Origin of the sequence: Bacteroides eggerthii, assembly GCF_025146565.1 — a bacterium.
GTDB classification, from domain to species: Bacteria; Bacteroidota; Bacteroidia; order Bacteroidales; family Bacteroidaceae; genus Bacteroides; species Bacteroides eggerthii.
The window spans coordinates 1768372-1783737 of the sequence record NZ_CP102258.1 but is presented as its reverse complement, the minus strand read 5'-3'; the positions used below and the strand labels follow the sequence as shown (position 1 = coordinate 1783737).

At 51.8% G+C, this 15366-nt stretch carries 17 protein-coding genes; 4 read left to right on the top strand and 13 right to left on the bottom strand.

The annotated features are described in order from the left end of the window. Window positions 1-338 precede the first annotated feature (338 nt). The 4 genes from NQ546_RS07155 to NQ546_RS07140 all read left to right on the top strand — a co-directional run bounded on the left by NQ546_RS07155 (window position 339) and on the right by NQ546_RS07140 (window position 1877). Window positions 339-689, top strand: a complete 351-nt coding sequence (locus NQ546_RS07155; protein ID WP_004289407.1) for a hypothetical protein — start codon at window positions 339-341, stop codon at window positions 687-689. Further along, window positions 686-880, top strand: coding sequence for a hypothetical protein (locus NQ546_RS07150; protein WP_004289406.1), 195 nt, complete (start codon window positions 686-688; stop codon window positions 878-880). Before NQ546_RS07155 ends, NQ546_RS07150 begins: the two co-directional genes overlap by 4 nt. A 12-nt stretch (window positions 881-892) precedes the next feature. Beyond that, the gene (locus NQ546_RS07145; RefSeq protein WP_005776176.1) at window positions 893-1177 is read left to right on the top strand and encodes a hypothetical protein; all 285 of its coding nucleotides are present in this window, start codon (window positions 893-895) and stop codon (window positions 1175-1177) included. A gap of 331 nt (window positions 1178-1508) precedes the next feature. Beyond that, the gene (locus NQ546_RS07140; protein ID WP_004289403.1) at window positions 1509-1877 is read left to right on the top strand and encodes a hypothetical protein; all 369 of its coding nucleotides are present in this window, start codon (window positions 1509-1511) and stop codon (window positions 1875-1877) included. 58 nt (window positions 1878-1935) lie between these two features. Here the strand turns inward: NQ546_RS07140 and NQ546_RS07135 are convergent, their stop codons facing one another. The 13 genes from NQ546_RS07135 to NQ546_RS07075 form a co-directional block, all read right to left on the bottom strand. Then, complete coding sequence (locus tag NQ546_RS07135; RefSeq protein ID WP_004289402.1) at window positions 1936-3621, bottom strand: zincin-like metallopeptidase domain-containing protein; 1686 nt, start codon at window positions 3619-3621, stop codon at window positions 1936-1938. Between the two features lie 5 nt (window positions 3622-3626). Then, entirely contained in the window at window positions 3627-4238 is a 612-nt protein-coding gene (locus NQ546_RS07130; RefSeq protein ID WP_004289401.1) for an OB-fold nucleic acid binding domain-containing protein, read from the bottom strand. An 84-nt stretch (window positions 4239-4322) separates the two neighbouring features. Beyond that, window positions 4323-4499 (bottom strand): hypothetical protein, encoded by a 177-nt coding sequence (locus NQ546_RS07125; protein ID WP_004289400.1) that lies wholly within the window; start codon window positions 4497-4499, stop codon window positions 4323-4325. A gap of 12 nt (window positions 4500-4511) precedes the next feature. After that, entirely contained in the window at window positions 4512-6020 is a 1509-nt protein-coding gene (locus NQ546_RS07120) for a glucosaminidase domain-containing protein (RefSeq protein WP_004289399.1), read from the bottom strand. A 4-nt stretch (window positions 6021-6024) separates the two neighbouring features. Next, window positions 6025-8358 (bottom strand): zincin-like metallopeptidase domain-containing protein, encoded by a 2334-nt coding sequence (locus NQ546_RS07115; protein WP_004289398.1) that lies wholly within the window; start codon window positions 8356-8358, stop codon window positions 6025-6027. Window positions 8359-8390: 32 nt separating this feature from the next. Further along, window positions 8391-10196 carry a hypothetical protein gene (locus tag NQ546_RS07110; RefSeq protein ID WP_004289397.1) on the bottom strand — a complete coding sequence of 602 codons (1806 nt, stop codon included), beginning with the start codon at window positions 10194-10196 and terminating at the stop codon, window positions 8391-8393. 15 nt (window positions 10197-10211) lie between these two features. Beyond that, window positions 10212-10496 carry a hypothetical protein gene (locus tag NQ546_RS07105; protein WP_039953110.1) on the bottom strand — a complete coding sequence of 95 codons (285 nt, stop codon included), beginning with the start codon at window positions 10494-10496 and terminating at the stop codon, window positions 10212-10214. 23 nt (window positions 10497-10519) lie between these two features. Further along, on the bottom strand, window positions 10520-11350 hold the full coding sequence (locus NQ546_RS07100) for a M23 family metallopeptidase (RefSeq protein ID WP_004289395.1): 831 nt from the start codon (window positions 11348-11350) through the stop codon (window positions 10520-10522). A gap of 25 nt (window positions 11351-11375) precedes the next feature. After that, window positions 11376-12041 carry a hypothetical protein gene (locus NQ546_RS07095; protein WP_004289394.1) on the bottom strand — a complete coding sequence of 222 codons (666 nt, stop codon included), beginning with the start codon at window positions 12039-12041 and terminating at the stop codon, window positions 11376-11378. A 14-nt stretch (window positions 12042-12055) separates the two neighbouring features. Continuing rightward, entirely contained in the window at window positions 12056-12739 is a 684-nt protein-coding gene (locus NQ546_RS07090) for a hypothetical protein (RefSeq protein ID WP_004289393.1), read from the bottom strand. A 27-nt stretch (window positions 12740-12766) separates the two neighbouring features. Beyond that, window positions 12767-13462: a hypothetical protein gene (locus NQ546_RS07085; RefSeq protein WP_004289392.1), complete on the bottom strand. Its 696-nt coding sequence runs from the start codon at window positions 13460-13462 to the stop codon at window positions 12767-12769. Beyond that, a complete protein-coding gene (locus NQ546_RS07080; RefSeq protein ID WP_004289391.1) occupies window positions 13443-13940 on the bottom strand; it encodes a PH domain-containing protein in 498 nt (165 codons plus the stop codon). Before NQ546_RS07080 ends, NQ546_RS07085 begins: the two co-directional genes overlap by 20 nt. Beyond that, the gene (locus NQ546_RS07075; protein ID WP_005776169.1) at window positions 13937-15325 is read right to left on the bottom strand and encodes a toprim domain-containing protein; all 1389 of its coding nucleotides are present in this window, start codon (window positions 15323-15325) and stop codon (window positions 13937-13939) included. The genes NQ546_RS07080 and NQ546_RS07075 overlap by 4 nt, the downstream gene beginning before the upstream one ends. Window positions 15326-15366: the final 41 nt, after the last annotated feature.

The window sequence follows — 15366 nt, the reverse complement described above, 5'->3', positions numbered from 1 at the left end:
CCCAATCAGCCATTTATATGCCATGAGCAGGCAGGACGTTTATAGTTTGCTTCTCCCTTTTATACCGTCGGATTATCATTTCCTCGAAGCCCGTCACCGCCACAGGCTGTTTTTACCGTGCAAAGGTACGGCGGACGAACGGCTGACCAAGTATCGCAGAGCTACCTTGCTGAAATTTGACGAAAACTTTCCGAAATCACAGATCCCGGTATTTCATAAAATTTCATCGGCGGTTCCTTGTTTGCGGTTCTTGCTTCCGCCGTCGGGTATCGCACATAAAAACCGACCCTGCGGCGGGCTGAAAAGCTCGGAACAAAGGGAAATAAAAAAACGAAACGATGACAACAACAGAACAAATTATCGCAGTAGCCACAGGATTGGGCTGGCAAGCATCGACAACGAAGTACGAAAATAGAGTGGTGTTCGATTTTCAGCAATATACGCCCAAAGGGCAGGATTTCAACGTCTCTGTTGAAATGAAAGACGGGGATTTCGACAGGTTTCTGTGTGAATTGGAAAATTTCTACGAAGGCTTCGACCCCGACTATGAAACCTACCTGTGGATAGGCAATGACGGGCACGGCAAAAACGGTGCGCCCTACCACATCAAAGACATCGTAACCGATATGGAAGAAGCCGAGAAAATGATAGAAACCCTGTATGAAACATTAAAAAAAGCAATAGCATGAGAATGAAAACACTTTACACAAAAGATGCGGAAAGGACAGGAATAAGCCGCTTTCCAAATTTCCACAAGACAGGAAGCATCACCGGAATGAAAGAACTGTATTATGGCAAAAACGCCCTTTTGGTACGTTGTGGCAATTACATCTACAATGTATCGAGCGAACCCGAAATTTATTATAACATAGCACATTAAATGATATTCATTATGGAAAGGACAAGTTGTAAGACGGATTTTCAGAGTTGGAAAGGTATAATGGCTCTAAAATTACTCTGCTGCAATATAATTGCAGGCCGTTTTGATTGGAAGAAATATTGTACGCCACAACCTTACTGTGGTCAGGATATTTGCGTCATACCATTACATTGCTCCTACGGACAGATAGGCTATACCGTGTATTTCCCTTATGCTGATATGCCGGAAGTGGAATACGATTGGGAAATGAACAAATTAACTATCGACAAAGAGAACTGGGAAAGCTATTTAACGTGAGTATAATTCAAATATAGCCAGTTGCCCGTCTTTGAAAAACATACATCAATGGCGGGCTTCTTTCAAAAAACAGTATGTTGTTATGGTAGAAAGGGAGTTGGAAATAAAGTTGTATTAAAGGAGCGGGGCATGGAATATTCATTCAACCATATATTTTCCCTGAAATTGAGCAATTTCTTTGCAAAAATCATCTGCTATACGATAAATCTCCGTAACTTTGGTCTCTGAAAACATCATGGTAATTGCTTAAATGTCGTTAATTGAATACTATAAATTCAATGCTTTTATTGCTATGTGCCTAATTTATTTACAGAATTAGAATTGAAAGAATATGACACAGACTTTTTATACCAAATGGCAATCTTCTGTCCTTGCAGATGCAGGGAATTATGTATCAAAGGAATACAATAACTTCCAAACGGCGTTGTTGAGTGAAATATCCAAATATGCAAAAGCCGTGGATGCGGCAGTTGTAGCCGAGAGCAAGGGGCATTACCTTACAAGTTGCTTTATTGAGCGTAACGGTAAATTCGTGTACATAAGCCATTCTTCGGATGCGCGGATGGACGGTGGGGTAAAGATAGAACTTGATTCGTTCCTGATACGGACTGCCCGGCACGTAAAGGATTATACTGGTGGTATCAATCAATATTGCGATATGTCACAGCTACAGTCAATGATTGACAAACTGTTGTCTTAATGTAATGTATAAGAATGTGAGGTGGCTTCACTTCAACGCCACCTCACACTCGTTTCCGTTATCGGTGCAGACCGCTGATGTAGCTTTCCTCTTGCACTTCGGCCTGGTATTCTTCCATACCCTCCAGTTTCTCGTTCACGCTTTGCAGGTTGGCTTCCATCGACAGACAATGGTTGTAAGCGAAGCGGTGTCTGTCGGGTATATCCGTACCGGTAAACGGTCCGGCATTGAGCGTGTCGGTTTCCCTGTTATACCAGACGAACAGATGTTTTCCGTTCGGCATCTCGAACATCGGGAGTTTCTGATGTTTCAGGACATCAAACTCTTCCGCCGCCATATCCTTGGCCACCTCTTTCACATCATCGCTGGCGCGGTCGGTTCCGTAACGCCGGATATGGTCTCGCACCTCCTGTTCCGTGTACTTCAGCATGATGTCGTAAGTGCCCCCGACACTTCCGTTGTACACTACGGCAAAGTCTTTATCCTCGATTAGCAGATCATCTCCCCGGTTCTGGAGGGGAGAAGCGAATGTATGCTGCTCGTCCATACCGTTGCCGTCGTAATACTCCTTGGCGAGTGCCAGCAATCCCTTGTAGTCGCCTTTGTCCTTCAATTCGTCCAGTTGCGTCGTGTCATCGGTGGATTGGAGATAAGCCACCGATGCGTAAAAGATACGTTCCTTGGTCGAGTGTTTGTTCTCTTGCTCTTCAGTAACATTTTGTTCCAACTCCTGTGCAATCTTATCCACCTTTTGAGTAACGATTGACGAAGCCCTTTTCACGTCCAGAAGCGTCGTCTTGATAAACTGTGGCGATTCCTTCAATTCATCGAGCCACCCTTTGAGGTATGCGCAACTGTCTTCCTTGATATGCTTGGTCATGCCATAGCGTTGTGCGATCAGTGCACTGCCGAGTTCGGCCACCAGTTCCTCGCGGGCATACTCTTTCGAGCCGAAAGATGTCGGCTGGAGGCGGTCGAGAACACCCTCGGCGCCGGTGGAGTGGACCATTTCATGAAACAGCGTTCCGTAAAAGGCTTCTCCGGACTGGAACTGTTCTTTTTCGGGCACGATTATCTCGTTTCTCGTAATCGAGTAGTATGCTTCGTCCTGATGTCTCGGTTTGATAGGACAAATCCAAAGGTTATCCCGAATCATCGTATCGACGGGCGCGAAACTGAAATGTTCGCCGTTTTCGATCCTTTTCCCGTTCTCTACCTCCAACTGCTCCCACAACTCCGGTCGTGCCTCCCGCAAGTTGGTCTGGGCGACATTGAACACCCGGAACACCTGCATTTTGGGATAGACGTTGTATTGCGCCTTCTCCTCGTCGGAGAGCTTCTTGTAATCGTCATACTTGATTTTTTCCTTTGTCTCCTTGTGTATGCAGGTGAATGTGGTCAGCATCACGGGAAAGGATTTCTCGCCTTTCAGCACAGATACCCTTGGCAGTTCTTGTCCGTCCTTACCGGGTTTGTTGAGCCGCTGCACGCAGTCGAACGTACAGAAACGGGGAATCTTGTACCCTTCGTTCTCACAATGCAGGAGCAGCATCAGGGCGTTCATACCGTTGTACTCGCGCCCCGACAGGTTACGCGGCCATTGCAGTACACCCTCGGTAAACCACGGCTTGTGCCAATCTTTCTGGATGCTTTCGATTTTCTCGATCATCATCTCGGCAAAGAGGTCCAGCGCCTTATCCTCGCTGTTCGGTCCCTCTGTATTTCGCTTTCTATAACCGGCCATGACTGCTACTGATTGGAGTTATCCGATTCGGGAACATATTGCATCAATTCTTCCACTCGGCAGGAGATGTCCGGCTTCCCGTTATGTACCGAGACCGTCAGTTCGCCCTTGGCCTCTACCTTGACACCCGGTTGCAACCACTCTTCGCGTTGCCTGTCGAAGCAGAAGAAGCGCACCCACTGGTACTCGAAATTCTCATCGACCTTCTTGATGCTGAATGCCGAGAACATCGTGTAGGGTTTGTCGTTCCTGTCTTTCCGTTCCTCGATATTTTTGCCCACTTTACCGCGAAATGCCATATCTCCTTTGAGAAAATCCGCCGTGTCTGAGGCAACCGGATCGATACGGTCTGCAAAAAGGTTGAAATAGAGTTTGTCACCCCTGCGTTTCAGAAACAGCGTTCCTGTAATCTCCACGTGCGAACCGTTCCGATAACCTGATGCCTCCTCTTGGGAGCCGTCTTTGCTGACACTGATTTCGATAACTTCGTTTTGACCGTCTCGGTCCGGAATCGTGACACGTAGCGGAAAAGACAGAAACGAATTTCCTTCCTTGTTTGTTCTCGCCGAAGCATTGCGGCCTATCGTGCCGCATACCGTAACATTACATTTAATCATTTTGCTTTTGTCTTTTAATGATACACATATACCATCTGACAAACAGGGTCCTATGAATTGAAGTTGAACAGACTGGTGGCGGCCCTAATCAGGAGCACGTATCCTTATGTAGATGAATCCTGCTGCAATCAGCAACTGCACCCCCATGACGACGAGCGTTGTCACCCAGCCCAGCAGCAGGTAACAGAGCAGAATGTGCAGGACGCAGACGGATAGTCCGAATAGATACCCGCATAACCGTATCATCACGCGTTTTATCATGGCTTTCGGATTTTATCGTTTCAGGATTTCCGTCTGTCCCCGTTGCTCGGCCATTCCCTGCTCGAAATTCAGCGAGGCTGCCTCCGAGAGGATGACCGTGTTCAACAGTCCAGTCACACGCAGTCGTTTGGCTTCTTCCGAAAGAGAACCGTCGTTAAGCGTCACCGACAGGCGGCTTAACTCGGCAGAGGTCAGTTCCCGCGATACCTGGACGCTTCCGTTGTCCGCTTGCAGGACAGCCCGCCCGTTTTCCCCGATCACGAGGTCGCAACTTTTCATGCCGGGCAACAGCGATGTCAGGTCGATTTCCCGGCGGTCCATCGCCTCGGAAATGGCCGCCTTTTGTTCTTCCTCGTTTTTGCTGTCGATTTGCGTCGCCAGCAACATCAGGGAGGTAAAAGCGGTCATGGCCATCTCCACGATAGGGTCGCTACACCCTGACAGTCCCACGCCGCTGTCCTCCGAGGAGAGCAGTTTTTTCATCCATGCATCGGGTGAAAGGTTTTCCTTGGCATTCTCCGGACTTTTATATTTGGCGAACAGGTCGTTGCCGTTATGCAACACTTGTTGTTTGATGTTGCCCTTTTGTGCGATTTCAGCCAGATACGCTGCCGGATCGACGTCCCGTTGCGTACCGTCCGCATGAATTTGCCGGACACTGAAATGCAGGTGTTCCCCGCTCTTGCCCGATTTACCGAGCCGATTTCCGGCCTGTACTGTATCATCGGTTCTCACGAATACCTCGCCGAGGTTTTTGTAGGTACACTGTATTTTGCAGCCGTCCGCACGGGGGTATTCCACCGTGAGCGATTTGTTTCCGACAGCGACGACCTTGCCGCCTTGTTCCGTCGCCAGCACTGCATCGCCGTTGTTACATCGGATGTCCATGCCTGTGTGCATTCGTTTTGTCCCGTCCTTGGTGTCTTGCCGCATACCGAACGGTGAGGTGACGAAAAGAAACTCTTTCCGTTCCACCGGAAACGAATAGTCCACTGCATTTCCGGCTTCCCGGAGCGGGTTCTCTTCCACACCGAACCGCTTTCCCTGCGCTTCCATCTCCTGCATGACCTGACGGTCGTACTTTTGCAGCCCGTTCTGCTCGATGATACGTTGCAGACTGTCGGCATAATGCCCGCCCGTGGCATAGCCCGCCTTTTCGAGCCCCAGCGTCCAGCCTTTGTAGTCGTCGGGAGAGAGCGAGAAACAACGGGCATAGCGGTTGTTCTCTTTCAGGAAGCGTGAGTGATGCTCATACGAATCGCCCACACTGTCGTAACTGCAGAACTTCTCGTTCGGCTTGTCATCGGAATACAGGCTGTACCGGCCACCCTCGGCAATCCATTCGGGCGTGGCCTTGATACCGAAGTGGTTGTTCTCATTCTGCGCCAAACGGCTCTGTCCGTTGGAACTTTCCAGTATGCCCTGTGCCAGCGTCACGGAGGCCGGAATGCCGTACCGCCGCATCTGTTCCATCGCATAGTCTGCATATTGTTCCGTATATTCTTGATTCTTGTTTGCCATATTTCTACCTCCTCATGGTTGGACGTTGTTCGTTCTCTTCGTCGGTTGTTTCTGCAGGCCCGTTTTGCTGTGCCTTGGACATACCGTCACAATCCATCACGTATGCCCGTAGCGCATGAATTTGCTGCCTTGTTTCCTCATTGTCATGCTCGAATACCAATATGATTTTGTTTGCATCATACGGAACGCGTTCTTTGCTCGGAGGCAGGTTCAGTTCGTTCGCAATGGTCTCCGCATCATACATGGAAGCATAATAGTTGTTCCCATGTTTGAAAAGGACGACCGCTTCCGGTTGTTCTTCTTTGATTTGCTCATACTTGCCATACAGTTGTTCCGGCATATCTTTTATGGACAACTCTTTTAGGGATGAACCGGCTTTCTGGGCTTCCCCGGCGGTTTGTTTAGGATTCTTGTCTTTATCCTGCTGCTGGGTATCCTCTTCTCCTTGTTTCTTTCCGGCACTCTCTTCCTGCGTCTGTCCTTTGCGCAGTACGTCGGCGAAAAGCGTGGCCGCCAGATGGCATTTGTATTTGGCACGGTCCTCCGCCACCCACATGCGTTGCCATTGTTGCCGGGTGACGCTTCGGGGTTGTAATTTCTTTCCGTCAATGGTCGCCACGCACAGAGTCCCTTCTTGTTTGGTCTTGAACACGGACACCCGCTGAATCCGGTTCAGGTCAATGTCCTGCGCCCCGCTGCTGAACAGGTCCACTTTCAGGTCGGGTTGTGTTTCCGCCAGCGCATAATACTTGTGCGCCAGCTCCATGCGTACATTTTCGATATTGTCCATCGACTGTTTGAGGGTGGAGAAGAAGCGGTTCAGGTCGTCCTTGTCGGGATAGATACTGTACCCGCTCTGATGTTCGGGCTTCAGATACAGTGCCCAGCGGTTCTTGTCGTCCTGAATCATCTGTACTTGGTCGAAGCCGATTTCGTCCGCCCGTTTGACCGCAGGCGTTACGTCCAATGTGGAGAGCATCTCCAGCGCCCAGTTCTTCAGCCGGGCCAGTGACACCTGTTTTTGGGCGAAATAAGTATCATCGGGCCTATACCCCCATGCGCCGTCAGGATTGAAGAAACGCACGTTTTCGATCCCTTCCCTTCGCAAAGCCCTGCCGATACGGGCCTTGTTCATGCCCGGCACTTCATTGTCCACTTCCGGCGACGCACCGGCAGGGAGTATCACATCCGCCGATTTCGAGGACGGGTCGATGACAATGACAATGGTCTTGTCCTCCTTGTTCGGGTGTTTCCGGATCTCGTCAGCTACATAGAAATGCTTGGGTAACTGCTCCTGCATGTCCGAGGTCTGCCGGCGGTTGCGCATCGTGGCATATTCGATTTTCTCGCCCCGTTCTGCCTTATGGATTACTTCGAGGGCGTTGTTCACGTCGCTTTCAAGGGCGTCCACCAGGTTGGGGTTCTCCTTGAGTTCCCGGTTCCAGTAGTCCACCAGTTCAAGGCTTTTGTCGGACAGACGGGCGGGCAGTCCCAATTCCAGCATTTTGATTCCCGAAGCCACCTCCACGATTAGCCGTTCCTGTTTGAGGGCATCTTCCGAGGGACCCATACCGTTTTTCATCACCATGCCTTCACGGGCCAGCCGTTGCTGGTGTCCCGTGGCACTTACGATTTGCCGCAGTGCCTCCTGTACATAATCGTTGTAGTGTCCGAAATCCCGTTGGCGCGGCATATAGACCGCATCGCGGTCTGTCTCGTAATGGGGCATTCCGCTTCCGTCCGAACGCACGGGCACGAGATTGTCCCGCATTTTCAGCAGGAAGTCGTTGAAACGGATATGCAATCGCCGTTCGTCGGCCTCGGAATATCCCCGTTCCACGGCACTGCCGTCTTTCAGCAATACCATATCGTATTCCTCCTTATCCACGTAAGGCAGTGTCGTTTGGTCGATATTGAAAAGTGTGCGGATCTCCCGGTTATGTATGCCCTTGTACTGTTTCTGCACCTCCTCGTCCAGTTTCAGATAGGCGTCTCGGCTGATGATGTCCTCCGGATTGTTGCGATGGACGTACTTATTCCAGTTATAGAACAGGAACGGGACTCCCTGCTCGTGCTCACGGACAGATGTGCCGCGAGCCTTGGCATCGCTGTAAAGGGTAAACAGGTTGGTCTTGCACCCGTTCCGGTCCGAATGCAATGCCATAAACAACCCGTTGAACGGGCTGACGGCGACACCGCGCGGGTAGAATTTTGGAAAACCTTTGCCAGCGGCGTTGAGCCAGTGGCCTCCAGCGTTCGATGCTTCGTTCAAAGCCGTGGAGAGCAACTCTATCTGTCGCTCCTCGGCATTCTTTTCTATCTGCGATTTCTCTTTCATATTCCAAAATTTTTGTCGGTTACGAAATGATATTACTGAATGCCCCGTGTCCGCACGATGGTCTCCTGTTGTCCGTTGTCATAGTTCTGCGAAGCCATCTGGCGAAGTCGGTCGCTTTGGACGAGCACGGCATTGGCCAGCGTGTTCAGCGGCAAGGCACCGGCACGGTAGGCGTCCGCCACCGTGGAATTAAGCTGCACCGTGCAGGGCACGTGGTCTATCGTGGCAATAAGGGTATTGCCTTGCAGTACCGGATTCACAATACGTGGATTGAGCGGCTCATCGGGATAGCGTCTGTACTGCACCTTTTTGTCGGTCGTGGCCACATTTCCGTTTCTCTCCGTCCTTTCTTTTCCCAGTGCCTCGTGCCCCGCCTTGTTCAGCAGGTTCGCACCACCCAAGCCGATAAGCAACATCTTTAGCATCGGATTCTTGACGAATATGCCCGCCACGATACTCGCTATCGGCAGCAGGTTTTCTTTCAGTCCCAGTGATTGCGTCTTGCCTGTGAATATACCCAATAGCATGTCTGGCAGCATGGCCAACACACTGCCCGGATTACTCATGACTTCGCTGAAACCTTCCAGTCCGAGGAAACGGGTCAGTCCATCCCAACCGTTCTCGTTGGTCTGTATGGTCTGCGGTTCTTGCCCGGACGGCTCTTCCCGTATCGTTTTCTCGGTGGAGACTGTGGAAACCTGCACTTCTTTCGCCTCTTTTTCCCTCTGTTCGGATTCCTGACCGGCTTGTTCCGTTTCGGTATTCCCTCTTTCCAAGTCTTGCAGATAGGCTTCCTCCTGTCCGGGAGCGACCACCATCGGCACATCTTTATACCGTTCCGCCCGCTTCCGTTCTTCCCCGGCAGTTTCTTCCCGCCACGGCATATTTATACTGTCTGTTTTCCACCAATCCATAAAATCGAATGTTATAATCGGTATCTTTTTCTGTAACTCTCCGTTGGCTTCGGCCAAGAGTGTGTTCTCTTTGGGTGGAATCGCCGCTGCTTCCTTACGGAATCCCTCGAACACATTGCTTTCGCTGCCGAACACACCCTTGCTGATACACTCCTCTGCAGAGAGCGTCTGTGTCTCTTCTGCCCCGAAGTGATCGGCAACGGCCGAGATGGCTGTATCCGCTCCGATGAACCGTGCGAAGCTCGCCCACGAACCTGCACCGCCCAGCATGACGGTATCGGCTGAAGCCCCCAACACCCAACCTGCTCCTTTTTCCAACTTGCTCGGACGATAGGCGGCCTCTCCGCGTTTCTCTATCTCTTCGGCCAGCGGCGAGCGGCTCAACGCCTGAGGCAACCCCAACAGGCTTGATTCAGCCGCTTTGCGGATGATGTAGTCCGCCGAGGACTTGGGCATACGTTCCTTCACCAGATGGTCTATCATCAGTTGCTCCACGCGGTAGTCCACGAAAACGTAGGCGAGGTCACAGCCCAATTCCTGCGACAGTTCGTCGTAACGCTCGCGTCCGACTTCCTGCACGACGGTATCGCGCCACTCTCCGGCCATGTAGGCGAGATCGTGCTGTATTTCTTCCGACGAGAGAATCCGTTTATTGCACATCTCGATGTAGTCCTCTGTCGTTTTGGAGTTCCATTCTCCCGTTACCTTGAGTGTTTGGTACGGGTCGGAGAGCGGTTGGCCCGCCGACGCCATCATGCCGAGTATGCCGCTTATGGAAGTCGAATACTCCTTCATTTCCTCGCCCTGCTTCTCGGTCAGGTAGGTTTGCGTCTGCGTCATGACGGGGACGAGATGATGGCGGAAATAACTGCCCATGAGGGTCTCTATTTCCGCAAACCTCCTGCTATGTTTGATTTCGTCCATATAATCAATATCTTTCTATATCATGTTTATCTGTTTCAGCAGTTGTTTCTTCGTTTGTTCGATGGCGTTGTGGTACACTTCCATTTGCTTGGGGAAAAACTCTTCGAGCCATGCATCTTTTTCGATACGGTCTTGAATGAAGCGTACCGCCTGTTCCCGTTCGATTTCCACCGAGGCTTCCCCTTCTTCCCTGTTGTTGAACCATGCTTTCGTCCACCAGCGGACTCCGGCGCGGTCGGGATAGACGGAGACAATCCTCGATATGTCGAAACTCTGGATGTCGATGTCCAACTCCGCCAGCGGGTCGATGAGTCCGCAGCCCGCTACAGCTTCGTCATGAAGTTTTTTTTTACCTCGCCGCCCATTGTGGAGAGGTACACCTCATGCCGCAGGGCAAGGTAGTTCAGGAAATCCGCTATCAGCAGGTTCTGAACTTTGCAGGCAAGCGGCATGGCTTTGCGCCCCAGTCCGAGGGGATTGGCTATGCTCGGCATCTGCTCGTAGAAATACTCTTTCATCGCTCCCATCGTGAAGATGTGGCGGAGCGACTGTTCCGTATGTGCGGGCACCGTGTACGCTCCCCGCTGCAAATCCTCCATGTAAAGCGGCAGAAAGCGGAGCATCAGCTCTTCTATTTCCCTTTGGTCCTTCTCGTAGTCGTTTTTTACTCCCGTTTCCGCATCGTAAAAACCTGCAGGGCCGTTGCCGTCGGTTTCCTGCAAAGCCTTGATGTTGCCGTACAACATGGTCAGGAACTCTATCGGGTTCAGCTCCTCGCCCTTGAATTTGACTTCTATATGCAGCCGTTCACCGCTCAAAGCCACCGTTTGTCCGGCTTTCACCCGTTGTCCGAATTGTGCGAACACATTCGACAGAAGACCGTATGTCACCTCGTACCCGCCGTAACGGACTGTCTGGCAAATGCCGTGTACCGGGTCGTTTCCCACGCCCGACACGATGCCACTGGCCACAGCCGACAGTATGTAGTACCGCGCTTTGAAGTCTATCCCGTGATGAAAGAACTTTTCTCCCGTTGTCGGGTGTACCTGCTCGCCGTAACCGAGCGACAGTTCCACGTCTTTTCCCCGCGGCTCTTCGAACGGCATACAGTAACCGCTGTCCGAGTGCAGGATCATTTCTTCCGTATATTTCATTGTGATATATATTTTTTATGTGTTCCTACCTTCTCATTCCTCCGCTTTGCGCTTGTTCCTCCGGAGAGAGTGTCGGCGTCTGTGTCCTCGATACCGTTTCCGAGGGAACCGTGCGGACAACGCCCGCATTGTTGCCGATAAGCATCATGCCCAGGAACAGACCGGCGATTTTACCCAGCCAGCCGGAACGTCCGAACACGAGGTACGCCGCCGCAATCAGTCCTGCAATGTTCAACCCCGACACATTGCCTCCTCCGAGGTTTCGCAAAAAGCCGCTGAGCATGTTGAACAACCCACCGCCGGAGGCTTCCCGCAGGAAGTTCGACACCCCGTTCAGTTTCGAGTCCGCGCCTCCCACAGCCTCGCCTATGGCAGAGACCGTCTCTCCGGCTTTGTCTTTCAGTTCCTTCATGTCTTCGGTCGTACCTGCAAGGGCATCCGTGGCGGATTTGCCGACTACGGCCTCACTGACGATCCGTGCGACACTTTTGTCGGTGGTCAGTTTTTCCCAGCCCACATAGCCGACGGCAGCTCCGGTAGTGGCCATTTTGACCGCCTGCCCGGCTCCCCGAAGGGTCTGCGAGGGATGCAGTACCGCATGACCGGCACTTTTTCCCGTCGCATTGGCGGCCTTGCCCATGCCTTTCATGGCCTTTCCGCCGTATTTCAATATCGTATCCCAAGCTCCCATATTTTTATTCTTTTTTAGGGTCTAACATTTCTTCCATTTTGCCGCCATCGTCTTTGGGCGGCTTTCACGATGTCGTACTTGTCCGCAACAGGGCGTGCACCCTCGTCGATTTCCCGCCAGATGTCGCCCATCCTGGTATATTTCACGGCTTTAGTCAGCCGTTGCAGCGTCCGGTTCATCGACCGGAGTTTCGGACGTATGCCGAACACGATCTCCATACGTTCCCTTTCCGTCATCTTGTTGTCCGACAGGCAGGCCGTGCGGATGTCGTTCACAATCTCCACGCTGTTCAATATCATCTCCCGGTAAATCTGGTTGCGCCGCGTGGAGAGGGCGACAGCCAATGCACCCGTCGAATGTCTGCTCAATTGTTTGGTGAAGTCGCCCATGTTGTCCGTAAGCTGCGATATTTCATGGTAGAAACCGTAAATCTGCGCCGCATAGCAGACAATCGAACGGAACGAGTTCAGGTAATTGTTGAACTCCCGTTGCAAGTCCGTCGTACCTTCCACTTCTTCTTTTGTCCACACATGCCCTGTGGTTTGCATCAGCATGACCTTCTCTTGGTTTTTCAGTTCCTTCTCGGCCTTGTTGGTATAAACCAGAATCATTCCCGCAAGGGTCGCATCGTTCTGCGCCTGTACCTTCGAGATACCGGCGCACAGCAACAGAATCCATATCGAGATTATCCGCTTCATCGTTCTTCGTTTTTTATTGTCCTTTTTTCAACGGGCGGTGGCTGCCGCCCTGCGCCAGCGGGACATGGCCAGACGGGCCACTTCGCCGTTGCTGCGGTCTATCATACCCGCCGTTATGTTGTTCCACACGTCGTTCAGGGTATAATAGCGCAGGCTCAAATAGAGCAGATGCAGTTTCCGGCTGAATGCCGCGAGCTGGTCGTTCAAAGCCCACAGGGTTTTGCTCCGTTCCGCCCCCGTGAGCATGTTTTCCATGCCGCCTTTGGCCACGGCATCGTTCAGCAGCGTGAACACGGAGACCAGTTCCGTCGCTGTCTCGATATAGAGGTTGTTCATGTTCATGCTGGCGACGATACCCTGCGGGTTGTTCCGTATCGCTTTGCCCAATTTTTCCAGTGTGAGGAAAATCCGTACACCGTCATTATAGAGGTGCGTGCAGGCTTTCAGCGACGAGGCATAGCCGCTCGCCGTCTTGAGGTAGCTGTTGTACTGTTTCTCCCACTCGTGTATGCGATTGAACTCTGCTGCGATACTGTTTTGCATCAAGGCGGTCTGCGTCTGTCCTTTGATTTGTTTGTCTATCTGGCCGTTAATCAATTCATTGCCCTCGGCCAACGCCGCCCATTCCAGCGGGTTTGAGGCGGCAATCTGCGCCTTGGCCAGTTGCGGAAGCAGACCGGCAAGTATCAAGACCGCCCATATACTAATGATTCGTAATCTCATAGATTCCCTTTTTTCGTTTATTGATTTCCACACGTTCACGGATAATCGCCACGATGTCGTTTCCGCATCGGACGCCGATAAGGTCGAGCCTTGGCGTGTTCCGGTCCATCGAGAGAATGCGAACCGTCTTTAACCCGCAAATCTGTTGCAGGAGGCTCTGGTGTTCTTGAAAGTCCACGATACGGTACAGTTCCATGTAGTCCACCCTGCGTATGAAAATGCCGTGTTCGCTGACAAGCTGTTCTTCGCCGACCCTGTAACGTATCCGACGCAGGTAGATGAAGCGATACAGCAACACGAGGAGCAGAAATAAGGAAACGATTCTCGCCATACTGCTCAACGGCAGACCTTCCATGCCGCCGTACACCAGCCCCGCCATGCACACGAACATCAGCGGCAGTTCGTCGATGACGAATTGCCCGGTATGCGGCCGCAGAAGGATATTCCGCTCGTCTTGTATGGAATGCTGCATAGTCATCGGCGAAAATGTGTTTGTCGTTCTTGTTCAGGTTCTTCCTCTCTGACCGACTCTTCACGGACCGATTCTTGCTGTTGCTCTGCCAGCAATTGTTCATTCCAGCCTGTATAGCGACAGTCCGGCATTTCACGGGAAATGGCGACATCATGCTCCTTGTCGATACCGAGAAAATCCTGTAATTTCTCACGGAACTCACGGTAACACTTCCTCATGGTATCTATTTGGTCCTGCACATCTTCCGGGGCACACAACCTGCTCGAACTCATTGATATGGCTTCTTCCCGTTCGGCATCGAATCGTATGCAGCTCTCTTGCAAGCCGCCTTTGGGCAACAGATAAAATTCTCCTTCGTCCAGATCATTGCCGTCCGGTATGGAATCGAGATATGGTTTCCGCTCCGGTGTCTCCTCGATGGTGGAGCGTATCGTGCGGCAGATTTCCTTTTGCAGGGTTTGGGCAAACTTCCACCCCTCCCGACCGGTGTCGAAACAGATATGCTGCCGGGCCGGGATCGTAAGCTCAAGCACGCCTCGCATCTGTTTCTCGGTAGGTTCGCCGCCCGTTGAGACGAAGACCGCCTTTCGTAGCTCTTGGTTTTTCGCCTGATGAAGCTGGTAGTAGGCCATTGCCTCGCTGGCACTCTCGAACCAGTAGATATGCTTGGCTTCCGAAAGAGCTGTCCGGGCAGGACTGGCAATCCATACACCTTCCCCCGAATGGTTGCCCTCGGTCATGTCGTCGTAGCTGGAGTTACCGTCCGTGTAGGCGTGTCCTCGCTTCTCGAATCCTACGATCTTATCCGCATCTTCGGGTAACGTCATCGGAAAGGCGAGGCAAGTGCGCCTCTGACCGTCCTCGCTGTGTCGGGTCGCCAGACAGAAGTCCCGGTGAAAGGTTTGCTGCGTACAGAGGTCGATACCCCTTTTCTCGAAATAGGGTGCAAACTTCTCCTGCGTACCCCTGTCCTGCGGATCGAACTTCTGAATGTTGTAGTCCGCAATGTCGAACGGTCGGGTGTCCCGCTGGGGTTGTCCTGTGCGGGTTTCCTGTTCGGGAATAGGGTAATGCAGAAGGCGGTAGCATACGAGTTCCACCAGCCGATCCGGATTTATGCCCTCATGGTATTCTGCAAAAAGATGCGGGTGTTCCTTGATGAACGAAACGACGTTGTATTCCTTCTGCCGGGGTGGCTGGCAACAGCACTTCCCATGCTGTGTGATGACGAACTTGTCGCCCCGGATACGCTTTCCCTCACTGTCCGTGCGGATAAACGAAGAGAGACGCAAACCGAAGCGTCGGTTCTGGCGATAACCGGCATCGAGCAGTACATCCCGGATGTCGAGCCTTTGCAAAAAATCGTCATGTGTCAGTTCTTTGTCATTCATTGTCTTCTCTTTTGTTGTTTCATGTGGGGTGTGCCGCATTG

Bases quoted from the DNA above. Each gene is read 5' to 3' on its own strand.
- NQ546_RS07150 (WP_004289406.1), top strand. From the start codon at position 686: ATGAGAATGAAAACACTTTACACAAAAGATGCGGAAAGGACAGGAATA.
- NQ546_RS07085 (WP_004289392.1), bottom strand. From the start codon at position 13,462: ATGAGATTACGAATCATTAGTATATGGGCGGTCTTGATACTTGCCGGT.
- NQ546_RS07110 (WP_004289397.1), bottom strand. From the start codon at position 10,196: ATGGACGAAATCAAACATAGCAGGAGGTTTGCGGAAATAGAGACCCTC.
- NQ546_RS07080 (WP_004289391.1), bottom strand. From the start codon at position 13,940: ATGACTATGCAGCATTCCATACAAGACGAGCGGAATATCCTTCTGCGG.
- NQ546_RS07115 (WP_004289398.1), bottom strand. From the start codon at position 8,358: ATGAAAGAGAAATCGCAGATAGAAAAGAATGCCGAGGAGCGACAGATA.
- NQ546_RS07125 (WP_004289400.1), bottom strand. From the start codon at position 4,499: ATGATAAAACGCGTGATGATACGGTTATGCGGGTATCTATTCGGACTA.
- NQ546_RS07130 (WP_004289401.1), bottom strand. From the start codon at position 4,238: ATGATTAAATGTAATGTTACGGTATGCGGCACGATAGGCCGCAATGCT.
- NQ546_RS07135 (WP_004289402.1), bottom strand. From the start codon at position 3,621: ATGGCCGGTTATAGAAAGCGAAATACAGAGGGACCGAACAGCGAGGAT.
- NQ546_RS07095 (WP_004289394.1), bottom strand. From the start codon at position 12,041: ATGGGAGCTTGGGATACGATATTGAAATACGGCGGAAAGGCCATGAAA.
- NQ546_RS07075 (WP_005776169.1), bottom strand. From the start codon at position 15,325: ATGAATGACAAAGAACTGACACATGACGATTTTTTGCAAAGGCTCGAC.
- NQ546_RS07120 (WP_004289399.1), bottom strand. From the start codon at position 6,020: ATGGCAAACAAGAATCAAGAATATACGGAACAATATGCAGACTATGCG.
- NQ546_RS07140 (WP_004289403.1), top strand. From the start codon at position 1,509: ATGACACAGACTTTTTATACCAAATGGCAATCTTCTGTCCTTGCAGAT.
- NQ546_RS07100 (WP_004289395.1), bottom strand. From the start codon at position 11,350: ATGAAATATACGGAAGAAATGATCCTGCACTCGGACAGCGGTTACTGT.
- NQ546_RS07155 (WP_004289407.1), top strand. From the start codon at position 339: ATGACAACAACAGAACAAATTATCGCAGTAGCCACAGGATTGGGCTGG.
- NQ546_RS07145 (WP_005776176.1), top strand. From the start codon at position 893: ATGGAAAGGACAAGTTGTAAGACGGATTTTCAGAGTTGGAAAGGTATA.
- NQ546_RS07090 (WP_004289393.1), bottom strand. From the start codon at position 12,739: ATGAAGCGGATAATCTCGATATGGATTCTGTTGCTGTGCGCCGGTATC.